Source organism: Cupriavidus sp. 01L46 (assembly GCF_056399905.1).
Map to the genome: position 1 here is coordinate 1 of NZ_JBFTSF010000264.1, position 10,983 is coordinate 10,983.

9 protein-coding genes and 1 pseudogene are annotated in these 10,983 nt (G+C 64.9%); 5 read left to right on the forward strand and 5 right to left on the reverse strand.

Features of this window, described 5'->3' with window-relative positions:
• Positions 1–75 precede the first annotated feature (75 nt).
• The 3 genes from AC1DS3_RS30625 (at position 76) to AC1DS3_RS30635 (ending at position 4,931) form a co-directional block, all read left to right on the forward strand.
• Positions 76–1,509, forward strand: coding sequence for an aldehyde dehydrogenase family protein (locus AC1DS3_RS30625; RefSeq protein WP_477128603.1), 1,434 nt, complete (start codon positions 76–78; stop codon positions 1,507–1,509).
• A 237-nt stretch (positions 1,510–1,746) separates the two neighbouring features.
• Positions 1,747–4,209, forward strand: a complete 2,463-nt coding sequence (locus tag AC1DS3_RS30630) for a penicillin acylase family protein (RefSeq protein WP_477128604.1) — start codon at positions 1,747–1,749, stop codon at positions 4,207–4,209.
• Positions 4,210–4,211: 2 nt separating this feature from the next.
• Positions 4,212–4,931 carry an MOSC domain-containing protein gene (locus AC1DS3_RS30635; protein ID WP_441639988.1) on the forward strand — a complete coding sequence of 240 codons (720 nt, stop codon included), beginning with the start codon at positions 4,212–4,214 and terminating at the stop codon, positions 4,929–4,931.
• A gap of 41 nt (positions 4,932–4,972) precedes the next feature.
• On the opposite strand, the gene AC1DS3_RS30640 is transcribed toward AC1DS3_RS30635, so the two are convergent.
• Positions 4,973–5,197 carry a DUF1289 domain-containing protein gene (locus AC1DS3_RS30640; RefSeq protein ID WP_441640000.1) on the reverse strand — a complete coding sequence of 75 codons (225 nt, stop codon included), beginning with the start codon at positions 5,195–5,197 and terminating at the stop codon, positions 4,973–4,975.
• A gap of 233 nt (positions 5,198–5,430) precedes the next feature.
• Between AC1DS3_RS30640 and AC1DS3_RS30645 the strand changes: the two genes are divergently transcribed.
• Positions 5,431–5,925 carry a PaaI family thioesterase gene (locus AC1DS3_RS30645; RefSeq protein WP_441640001.1) on the forward strand — a complete coding sequence of 165 codons (495 nt, stop codon included), beginning with the start codon at positions 5,431–5,433 and terminating at the stop codon, positions 5,923–5,925.
• Between the two features lie 57 nt (positions 5,926–5,982).
• Here AC1DS3_RS30645 and AC1DS3_RS30650 read toward each other — a convergent pair whose 3' ends face one another.
• From AC1DS3_RS30650 to AC1DS3_RS30660, 3 genes and pseudogenes are all read right to left on the reverse strand, one after another.
• Positions 5,983–7,071: a porin gene (locus AC1DS3_RS30650; protein WP_477128605.1), complete on the reverse strand. Its 1,089-nt coding sequence runs from the start codon at positions 7,069–7,071 to the stop codon at positions 5,983–5,985.
• A 215-nt stretch (positions 7,072–7,286) separates the two neighbouring features.
• Positions 7,287–8,585, reverse strand: coding sequence for an MFS transporter (locus AC1DS3_RS30655; protein ID WP_441640002.1), 1,299 nt, complete (start codon positions 8,583–8,585; stop codon positions 7,287–7,289).
• A gap of 254 nt (positions 8,586–8,839) precedes the next feature.
• A pseudogene (locus AC1DS3_RS30660) lies at positions 8,840–9,346 on the reverse strand (NAD-dependent epimerase/dehydratase family protein); the annotation flags it as partial.
• A gap of 363 nt (positions 9,347–9,709) precedes the next feature.
• Between AC1DS3_RS30660 and AC1DS3_RS30665 the strand changes: the two are divergent.
• Positions 9,710–10,417: a FadR/GntR family transcriptional regulator gene (locus tag AC1DS3_RS30665; protein ID WP_477109529.1), complete on the forward strand. Its 708-nt coding sequence runs from the start codon at positions 9,710–9,712 to the stop codon at positions 10,415–10,417.
• Between the two features lie 229 nt (positions 10,418–10,646).
• Here AC1DS3_RS30665 and AC1DS3_RS30670 read toward each other — a convergent pair.
• On the reverse strand, positions 10,647–10,983 hold a 337-nt coding region (locus AC1DS3_RS30670), incomplete at its 5' end, for an LmrA/YxaF family transcription factor (RefSeq protein ID WP_477128606.1).

Genomic DNA, 10,983 nt, shown 5'->3' on the forward strand with positions numbered 1-10,983 from the left:
GCGCACTACAATGTGGTGCACCATAAAAGTAACAAAATTTGCACCCGCCTATTCACCCAACTGAAAACTGTGGCCATGCAACAACGAGACAAACTCTWTATCAACGGTAAGTGGATTGCCCCGCACGGTACCGGCCTGATCAACGTCATCCACTCCACGACCGAAGCCGTCATGGGCCGTATCCCCGAAGGCCACGCGCGTGACGCCGAGGATGCCATCCAGGCAGCGCGAGCCGCCTTCGACAGCTGGTCGGCCACGCCGCCCAGCGTGCGCGCGGACTATATCCGCAAGAYTGCGGAGGGCCTGAAGGCGCGCAGCGAGGAACTGGCGCAACTGATCGCCGGCGAAGTCGGCATGCCGATCAAGATGGCGCGGGCCATTCAGGTGGGCGGCCCGGTCTACAACTGGGCACAGGCCGCCAAGCTGCTCGATACCTTCGCGTTCGAGGAAGAAGTCGGCAATTCCCTGGTGGTTCGCGAGCCGGTGGGCGTGGTCGCGGCCATTACGCCGTGGAACTACCCGCTCAACCAGATCACGCTGAAAGTGGCGCCGGCGCTGGCCGCGGGCTGCACGGTCGTGCTCAAGCCGTCGGAAGTGGCGCCGCTCAATGCCTTCGTGCTGGCAGAGGTGATCGAAGCCGCCGGGCTGCCGCCGGGCGTGTTCAACCTGGTCACCGGCTACGGTCCGGTGGTGGGCGAGGTACTGGCCAGCCACCCGGAAGTCGACATGGTGTCGTTCACGGGTTCCACGCGCGCCGGCAAGCGGGTGTCCGAGCTGGGCGCGCAGAGCGTCAAGCGCGTGGCGCTGGAGCTGGGCGGCAAGTCCGCTTCGGTGATCCTGGACGACGCGGACCTGGCTGCCGCGGTCAAGGGTACCGTTGGCGCCTGTTTCCTCAACTCCGGGCAGACCTGCTCGGCGCATACCCGCATGCTGGTGCCGCGCGCGCGCTACGAAGAGGTCAAGGCCATTGCCAAGAAGGTGGTCGAGGGCTATACCGTGGGCGACCCGCTGCTCGAAACCAGCCGCCTTGGCCCGCTGATCTCGGCCGCGCAGAAGGACCGCGTGACCGGCTATATCCAGCGCGGCATCAACGAGGGCGCCGAGCTGGTTGCAGGCGGCCCCGAGGCGCCCGAAGGGCTGGACAAGGGCTTTTTCGTCAAGCCGACGGTGCTGGGCAATGTCGATCCCAAGGCCACGGTGGCGCAGGAAGAGATCTTCGGCCCGGTGCTGTCGATCATCTGCTATGACACCGAGGAAGATGCCGTGCGCATCGCCAACGACAGCATCTACGGGCTGGGCGGCGGCGTGTGGTCGGGCGACGAGGCGCGCGCCATCCGCGTGGCGCGCCGGATCCGCACCGGCCAGGTCGACATCAACGGTGGCCCGTTCAACATGCAGGCGCCGTTTGGCGGCTACAAGCAGTCCGGCAACGGGCGCGAGGCCGGCAAGTACGGACTCGAGGAATTCCTCGAGTACAAGTCGCTGCAGATGAAGAAGCCGGCTGCCTGAGGCCGGCGGCTGGCGAGGAACGATGCCCGGCTGGTCCGGGCATTTTTCATGGGTGGGTTCGCTGGCTCGATTCACGTTGGTTGCCTGCATGATTCGGCGATAATGCCGAAGTTCCATTGGCCGGCAAGCTGGACTGAGCGTGGGACTGAACGCCGGCCTGCGGACGGGGCAAGAAACACGGGACCAAAAACATAAATAAAAGCGCGGGCGCGACACGCCACGCGGGGAGAGGGATCGATGCGTTGGTTGAAACGGCTGACCTGGCTGGTGTTGACGCTGGCGGTACTGCTGCTGGTCGGCACCTTTGGCGCTTATGTCTGGTATCGCCAGGCATCGCAGCCGCAGACCGCGGGCACGCTGAAGCTGCCCGGCCTGCGCGAGAGCGTATCGATCGTTCGGGACCGTCATGCCGTGCCGCATATCAAGGCGGCCAATGCGCAGGATGCCTACTTTGCGCTCGGCTTCGTCCACGCGCAGGATCGGCTGTGGCAGTTGCAGATGAACAAGCGCATCGCGTCCGGCCGCCTGGCGGAAATCCTGGGGCCGAGCGCGCTGGATACCGACCGTTTCCTGCGCACCCTGGGCGTGCGGCGCAACGCCGAAGCCATCCTGGCCCAATCCTCCGCTGAGACCCGGGCCATGCTGCAGGCCTATGCCGATGGCGTGAATGCCTATATCGATGGCCGCAAGGGGCCGTTGCCGCCGGAGTTCCTGATCTTGCGTACCCAGCCCGAGCGCTGGGAGCCGGCCGATACGCTGGCCTGGCAGACCATGATGGCGTGGGACCTGGGCGGCAACTGGACCCAGGAGACGTTGCGCATGCGGCTGGCGCAGGTGCTGCCCGTGTCGCGCATCAACGAGCTGCTGGCGCCGTATCCAGGCGAACGGCCGCTGCGCACCATGGACTACGGCAATCTCTACCGGCACCTGGCGCCGCTGGCCACGGCCATGGCGCGTGTCGAGCAGCAGGCGCCGGCAGGCTATGTGGAGGGCATGGGYTCGAACAACTGGGTGGTGTCGGGCGCCCATACCCGTTCGGGCAAGCCGCTGCTGGCCAATGATCCGCACCTCGGGCTGCAGGCGCCGGCGCTGTGGTACTTCGCCCAGATGCAGGCTCCCGGGCTGGATGTCACAGGCGCCACGCTGCCTGGCATGCCGGCGGTGGTGCTCGGGCATAACCAGCGCATCGCCTGGGGCTTCACCAATACCGCGCCGGACGTGCAGGATCTCTATATCGAGCGCGTGCAACCTGGCAGCACACAGCGTTACCAGACTCCGGACGGCTGGGCAGACTTCATCACGCGCACCGAGACCATCCACGTCAAGGGCGCGCCCGACGTAACGCTGAACGTGCGCGAGACGCGCCACGGCCCGGTGATTTCGGATGCGGCCGAGCCGGTGGCGACCGCCGCGGCCCCGCTCGGGGCGCAGTACGTGGTGGCCTTCCAGTGGAGCGCGCTGCGTGCCGACGACCGGACCGTGCAGGCCGGGCTGGCGCTGAACCGCGCCACCGACTGGGCCAGCTTCCTGGCGGCGCTGCGCGATTTCCATTCGCCGCAGCAGAACATTGTCTACGCCGACGTCGACGGCAACATCGGCTTTATCGCGCCGGGCCGTGTGCCGCTGCGCCGCGCCGACAATGACCTGAAAGGGCTGGCGCCGGCCCCCGGCTGGGATGCGCGCTACGACTGGACGGGCTTTATCCCCTTCGAGCAACTACCGCGCAGCTTCAATCCGCCCGAGGGCGTGATTGCCACCGCCAACCAGAAGATCGTCGAGGACGACTACCCGTATTTCCTGACCAGCGAATGGACCGTGCCGTATCGCTACCAGCGCATCCGCACGCTGATCGACGCCACCGAGCGGCACACCATGGACAGCTTTGGCGCGATCCAGAAAGACACGCTCTCGCTCGCCGTGCGCGATGCCTTGCCGCTGCTGCTGGCATCTCCCTTCGCCAGCGACCCGGCCCTGCCCGAGCGCGAGCGCGCGCTGATCGAGTCGCTGCGCAAATGGGATGGCGATATGCAGGCCAGGCTGTCCGAGCCGCTGGTGGCAACCGCATGGCTGCGCAGGCTGTCGCGCGTGCTGTTCGAGGACAAGGTCGGCGATACGCTGTTCAACCGCCTGTGGGAGCAGCGTAACGTGCAGCAGCCCATGCTCAACGTACTGCGCAATCCGCGGGGGCAGGGCGCATTCTGGTGCGACAACAACATGACCCCGGCGCCGGAGAGCTGCGACGATGCCGTGGCCAAAGCCTGGCACCTTGCCATTGCCGACCTGGACCGGCGCTACGGCGACAAGCCTGAGCGCTGGCGCTGGGGCCAGGCGCATGCGGCCCGCTCCGAGCACAAGCCGTTCGGCAAACAGTCTTACCTGGCGGGTTTGTTCAACGTCAAGGTACCCAGTGGCGGCGACACCTATACGGTCAACGTGGGGCGCCACAACCTGCGCGACGAGGCGGYGCCGTTCGAGAGCGTGCACGCGGCCAGCCTGCGCGCCATCTACGACCTGTCCGACCTGGCCGAGTCGCGCTTCATGAATTCGACCGGGCAATCGGGCAATGTGACGTCGACCCATTACCGCGACTGGACCGACAAGTGGGCCGCGGTGCAGTACATCACCATGGCGCCGGGCCGCCGCGCGCCGGGCAATGAGGCCTTCGACACGCTGGTGCTGCRGCCGGCCGGCAGGCAATGACTATGACTATGACTATGACTGAGGTGTCCATTCCCATTGGCTGCGTGTTGCTGGGCACTGTGCGCCCGTTTGGGCCAAAGGGTGTGCCTAGCGGCATCGACAAGCATGCGGTGGACGGGGCGGTGCGCGTTACCGTGCTGGGTTTGGCCGGAGACGGGCAGGGAGACCCCAAGCACCATGGCGGCCCGGAAAAGGCCATCCACCACTACGCCTTCGATCACTATCCCGCCTGGCGCGAAGAACTTTCGCCGCTATCCACGCAGGCGGCAGAGGTACTGGCACGGCCTGGCGCGTTTGGTGAGAACGTGAGCACCACTGGCCTGACCGAGGCCGATGTCTGCATTGGCGATCGTTTTCGCCTGGGCGGGGCGTTGGTCGAGGTGTCGCAGGCACGCCAGCCTTGCTGGAAGCTGAACCATCGGTTCGGGCACGCCGGCATGGCGCGCGCGGTCCAGCAAAGCCTGCGCACGGGGTGGTACTACCGGGTGCTGGAAGAGGGCGGCCTGGTGCGGGGCGACAGCCTGGTGCTGGTCGAGCGGCCGTATCCGGACTGGAGCCTGCAGCGGCTGCTGCATGCGCTCTATGTGGATCGCCTGGATGCGGGCGCTTTGTGCGCCATGGCGGCGCTGCCGGCGCTGGCCGAGAACTGGCGCAAGCTGGCACGCCAGCGGCTGGAGCGGCGCGAGGTGGAGGATATGGAGCGGCGGCTGGCAGGTGGTTGAGCCTAAGCTGGGCCACCGCGGGCGGAAGCATCGGCCCTGGCTCAGCCCTGGCGGAAGCGCTTGCCTTTGCCCTCGCGCGTGATGCGTTCCCACACGGCCTGCTTTTCCGCGTCGTCCATGAAGACCCAGTTGCTGACTTCCATGGCACTGCGCCCGCAACCCTGGCAGATCTCGTCGAACAAGGTCGAGCAGATGCCGATGCACGGGCTGTCCGGGCGGTCGAACAGGCTCTCGTCGCCGCGTGGTGAATTCGGTTGTGATTTCAGCTGTGATTCCGGCTGTGACTCCGGCTGCCCATCGGTTAGCTGGGCGGATTGRCTGGGGTCGTGCGGGTTTGACGGCATGCGGCTGGGTGGCGGGGCGGATGGGCGCTCATTATAAACGGCTGGCTGCGCGGTCCTGGCCGCCGGTTGATGACGTGGGAGGTAATTGAGCGGCGCCGCCGGCGYGCTTACGCTGGAGCCAGCCTGATCGTACCGATCACCCCGAGGAGCCCATGATGCTGTCCCTGATTCCCGTCTTGTCCAGCGCCGCGAGCGCCGCCGCCACGCCGCCTGTCGACCCCCGTATCCGCCACACCGTCGAGCAGGTGCTGATGGGCTCGCCCGTGGCCCGCGCCCTGGGCATCACGCTGGATGTACTGGCTGTCGACCAGGTGGAATTGCTGCTGCCGTTCCGGGCCGACAACGTGACGGTCGGCGAGATCGTGCACGGCGGCGTGATCGCCACCCTGATCGACGTGGCGGGCGCGGCAGCGGCGGCTTCGGGCGCCGATGCCGGCAACCTGCGCGGTGGCGCCACAAGTTCGCTGCATATCCAGTATCTCGAAGCGGCCCGCGCGGCCAACCTGCGCGCTGTTGCCAGCGTGGTGCGCAGAGGGCGCCGCCAGGTGGCGACCGAGGTCTCGGTCTATGCCGAAGGGGAGAACCAGGCTGAACTGGTCGCCAAGGCCTTGATGAGCAGCACCTTGTTCCTGAGAGAGGGGACGTCCTGAATTGGCGCCCCCGCCGCGCCGCCGGCATCGGTCAGGATGCCGGCGTCTCGCACCGGATCAGAACTTGTGGCGAATGCCGACCGTCGCGCCAATCTGGCTCGCGCCAGCCTGAACGTACGCACTATCGGTCGGGCTGTTGTTGTTGAAGCCGTTCACGCTCAGGTTCGAGTTGCCCTTGTTCTTGACGTAAGACAGGGAAGCGTAAAGGTCGGTGCGCTTGGACAAGGCGTAATCCGCTGTCGCGACAAAGTCCCATGGGTCGGCACCGCTATTGCGGAAGTCCTGGTAGTACGCGGCGCCCGTGAGCGAAAATGCCGGGGTCAGCTGGTAGGCCAGGCCTGTCCAGTACAGGTTCGACCCGCCGTTGGCGAACTGGCCGCCGGGCAGCGAGGCGCCGTTGTAAGCCTTTGCCCAACGGTAGCCCAGGAATGCCTTGGCAGCCCCCAGCGTGTAAGAGCCAGCCGCGGTGGCACRGCGAATCATCTGCGCACTGGCGGCGGCGGTGTTATTCGCCTGGTCATAAGCCGCGCCCACCGCCAAGGGACCCGCCGCATAGCTGGCCAGGAAGCTGTATTCGCGGCCGTTGGTGAATGCCCCAGGCACTTCGTTGCCATTGTTGGTAAAGCTGTAAAGGCCGGACACGGTCAGGCCGCCGAACGTGCCGATGTACTTGCCGCTGTTGTCGGCACGCGAGCCAAATTCCGGCGCGGTCGAGGTAATGCCGTAGCGTGTCGAGATCGCCATCGGATCGTAGAGCAGGCCGAAGTCGAAGAACGGGGTCGTGTGGCGGCCCAGGGTGAACGTGCCGTACGGGCTTTGGAGGCCCACATAGGCTGCGCGCCCGAAGAGGCGGCCACCTTGGCCCGACGCGCCGGTGTCGAAGTTCACACCGCTTTCCAGGACAAAGATGCCCTTCAGGCCGCCGCCGATATCCTCGACGCCGCGCATGCCCCAACGCGAGCCTGACTGATTGCCCGAGGTCAACCGGTAAGCGTTGCCGCCGGGAGCGCCAGCGGCTGTCGCGGAGGATTTGTTCGTGTATTCGAGGCCGGCATCCGCCACACCATACAGCGTCACGCTCGACTGAGCATTTGCGCCGCCAGCGGCCAGGGCAGCCATCGTGGCCGCAAGCAATTTCATTCTCATTTCAACGATCTCGTCTAGAGTTCTTGGTTTTTTCGAGCACGGCTGGTCCCGTGCCGATGTCTTTGCACAACCGCTAGCCGCGAGCCGCTATTCGTGCGCCCTGCGCCGTACTGGTGGGCGTGCATCCGCCAATCGTGGGCAGCACTTCGCCTGGGCCGCGAACGAGCGAGCGTTCGGGCCAAGGAGGCTTGTCGCTGCCTGTGTTTCGTCAGGCGTCAGGAGTGGAGTGCGGGGGAGCCGAGGTTGGCCGCCGCCGCGGCGGGCGCAGCGCGTTCACGCGCCATCAGGAAGACGATGGCGGCGGCGATCAGGTCGAACACTGCCAGCAGGACGAACAGCGGGCTGTAGCCGATATGCGTGACGGCGATGCCGAACAGCAGCGTGAACAGGGTGGCGCCCAGGTAGCCGCTCATGCCGGCCAGGCCGGTGGCTGTCGCCACTTCGTTCTTGCCGAACGCGTCGGACGTGATCGAGTAGAGCGCGCCCGACAAGGTCTGGTGGGCGAAGCCGCCGACGCACAACAGTGCGATGGCGCTGTACGGGCTGTCCACCAGGCCAACGCAGGCCGGACCGATCATCGCCAGGCAGCCGACCAGCATGACCAGCTTGCGCGAGGTAAACAGCGACACCTTGAGGTGCTTGTGGAACCACGGGCTGAGATAGCCCCCCAGCACGCAGCCGATGTCGGCGGCAAGGAAGGGCAGCCATGCGAACATCGCGATCTCCTTGATGTTCATATGGCGCTCGGTTGCCATGTAAAGCGGTATCCAGGCGTTGAAGGTCTGCCAGGCCGGCTCCGACAGGAAGCGGGGGATCGCGATCGACCAGAAATTCCGGCTGCGCATGATCTCGAGCCAGCTAGCCTTGGCCACGTTGGCATCCTTGTGCTGTGCCTCCTGGCCGGCAAGGATGTACTCGCGTTCCTGCTCCGACAGGTGCTGCTGATTCTTCGGATGCTTGTAGCAGAGCATCCACAGCACGGTCCATGCCACGCCCAGCGCGCCGACGATGATGAAGGCCCGTTGCCAGCCGCCGTTCAGGATCGTCCACACGACCAGCGGCGGGGCGCACAGGGCGCCGATCGACGAGCCGATGTTGAACCAGCCGATGGCGATCGAGCGTTCCTTGGCGGGGAACCATTCCGTCGTCGCCTTTACGCCACCGGGTATGCCGGCGGCTTCGGCCAGGCCAAGCAAGCCGCGAAAGAACGCCAGGCCTTGCCAGCCCGAGGCCAATGCGGCGGCGGCGCATGCCAGCGACCACGCCAGCGCAAAGATCCCAAAGCCGATCTTGGTGCCGATGGCGTCCAGTACCAGGCCCGCGACCGGCTGCATCATGGCGTAGCAGACCTGCCAGGCCACGACCACATAGGAGTACTGCTGGGTCGTCATATGCAGCTCCGACATCATCGTCGGTGCGGCAACGGATAGCGTATTGCGCGCCAGGTAGTTGACGATCAGGCCCATCGTGACCAGGCTGACCATCCACCAGCGCATGCCCTTTATGTGTTTCATCATGTCTCCTTGTATTTATGGATTCGCGGCAAAGCCGTGTGCCGCTCCATGTCGTTCTCGATCCTGGTTGGCCCCAGCACCAATCCACGCAGGTCAGGCGGCTAAAGAGAGCGGCCAGGGATCCTCGGCGGGGGGATATCAGGGGGGTATCGGATCAGGTAGAAATCAAGCCGCTTGGCTTACGCGCTACCTGTGCGCGCCGCCATGCCGCTGCGCCTCCGGCGTGAAATCGATGCTCGCGAAACTGCCGCTTGCGGTTTTTCCACGCAGCTGCCGATGCGCACGCAGACGCTCTCGATGCCGTGCTTGTCCCAGTAGAGACGGGCAAGCCCTTCGCCCCACATCTTGCTCAAACCGTAAAAGCCATCCGGGCGAAACTCGCAGTCGGTCGAGAGCTGTTGGTCCACCGGATACATGCCGATCGTGTGATTGGAGCTGGCGAACACGATGCGGCCGACTTTCTGGCGCCGCGCGCCCTCATAGACCTCGACGAGTGCCCGCAGGTTGTTGTCGATGATCTCCGGCAGGGGGCGCTCGACACTCGTGCCAGCCATGTGGATCAACACGTCGACACCGTCCAGCAGGCGGTCGACCACGGCTGGGTCGCGCAAGTCGCCACGCATTACCTCTTCGCCCTCGGCGACCGGTGCGAGCGACTGCGAGTTGCCCGACGAACGCAGGCTATAGCCTCGCGCCAGCAGGGCGGTCCGCAGCACGGTGCCCAACTGGCCACCGGCGCCGCTTAATGCAATCTTGGTCACGATATGAAATCTCCGTCTTGTTTGGTTTGGCCTGGCGTATGGAGCGTTCGCGCTCCGATCCCATCGCGCGTGCCAGCTAAGCCGGTCTTGCAGCTATTTATGGGATGTCATACAACATAGGCTAGAGTTATTTGTACGACAAGTGAATATAAAGTAGGACAACTTTCTTAGGATTTCAAAGTCTTGTCAACGACAACCATGGAGAAATCGGGTTTACCCCTGACGTAAGATGGCTTAATAGCCATATTTATAAAGTGAATTGGCGTGAGGAACTGTTGATGGACCCGGCATGCAGTATGTTAGTCTGACAGCTTGCGCAACAATCCATGCGCCGGCCAACCGGCGAAGCAGCAGGAGCGAGGTGTGGACGAATTGGTATTGACGGCAACCGACAGCACCAGTCTTTCGGAGCAGGTTTGCAAGCTGATCATCGGAGCGATCCTGCGGGGAGAGTTTTCCGCGGACCAGAAGCTACCGACGGAAGCCGATCTGGCCGGCCGTTATGCGGTATCGCGGACAACCGTGCGGGAGGCCCTGTCGCGCTTGCGATCCGAAGGCATCGTGGTCTCGCGGCGAGGATCCGGAAGCTATATCCAGCGCATGCCGGTGCGCGGGCAGCCGGTCACCCCCCAGATATCCAGCATCGCCGATATCGAGCATTACTACGCGTTCCGCCTTTGTGTGGAAGTCGGCGTGGCTGAGCTTTCAGCGCAGATGCGCACCGATGCGGACATCGACGCCATTCGCGCCGCCTACGCCGCGCTGGACCGCACGCAGGAAAGCGAAACATCGGGCGTGGAGGAGGATCTGCAGTTGCACCTGGCCATTGCGCGGGCATCTCACAATCCTTTCTTCGTGCCCACGGTCGAGCATGCGCTCGGCCCGATTCGCCAGTGCATGGAACTGGCCCGTAACCTGGGGCAGACGCGCAATCCCACGCGCTTCGAGCAGGTCCAGGCGGAGCATCTGGCGATCATCGAGGCGATCGTGCAGCGGTCGCCGACTCAAGCCTCGATCGCGATGCGACGGCATATCGAGAATGCCCGGCGCCGAATTTTCGAGGGGGCCTGACTCGCGGTCGTGCGTTGGTGTACTTTCTTCCTTCAAGTTGTATAACAACTTTACCGAAGTCCAACGGCGTGGCTTTCTTTCGCGGGCACGGTCATGAATCAAGGGGCTTCGATGCCGATCCCAGCTGGCAGCCTGGCGCAGAGAGGGCTAATAACGTATTTTTTGTTGTCAGACATCAGTTGTCATGGGGTGGCGCTTGGGGGCTGCCGGACCGAGCCCGCAGGCGGTATCAGCCGGGCTGGCCCTGGGCGATGTTCCGCGGCTCGGCGTCGAGTTGTCGCGCCAGTTCATCCACTGCACGCCGGATCGGCTGGCCACTCCTGGCGACTTTGGCAAGCGTCAGTGCCCCTTGCCAGCCGCAGATCACCAGGCCGGCGAGCTCGGTGGCGCGTACCCCCGGGATTCCGCGCGCCGCGAAGGCATCCGCCAGCACGGCTTCCCATGCGGCAAAGGCCGCGTTGCCTGCTGCTGCCACGYCCTCGGCTTCCGGGGCGATTTCCAGCAGGATGGTGGAGATCGGGCAGCCGTCACGATAGTCAGACTGGGCCATCCAGCCAGCCATCAAG

Coding starts and splice junctions, on each gene's coding strand:
- AC1DS3_RS30635 (WP_441639988.1), top strand. CDS start 4,212: ATGACTATGACTATGACTGAGGTGTCCATTCCCATTGGCTGCGTGTTG.
- AC1DS3_RS30645 (WP_441640001.1), top strand. CDS start 5,431: ATGCTGTCCCTGATTCCCGTCTTGTCCAGCGCCGCGAGCGCCGCCGCC.
- AC1DS3_RS30655 (WP_441640002.1), bottom strand. CDS start 8,585: ATGAAACACATAAAGGGCATGCGCTGGTGGATGGTCAGCCTGGTCACG.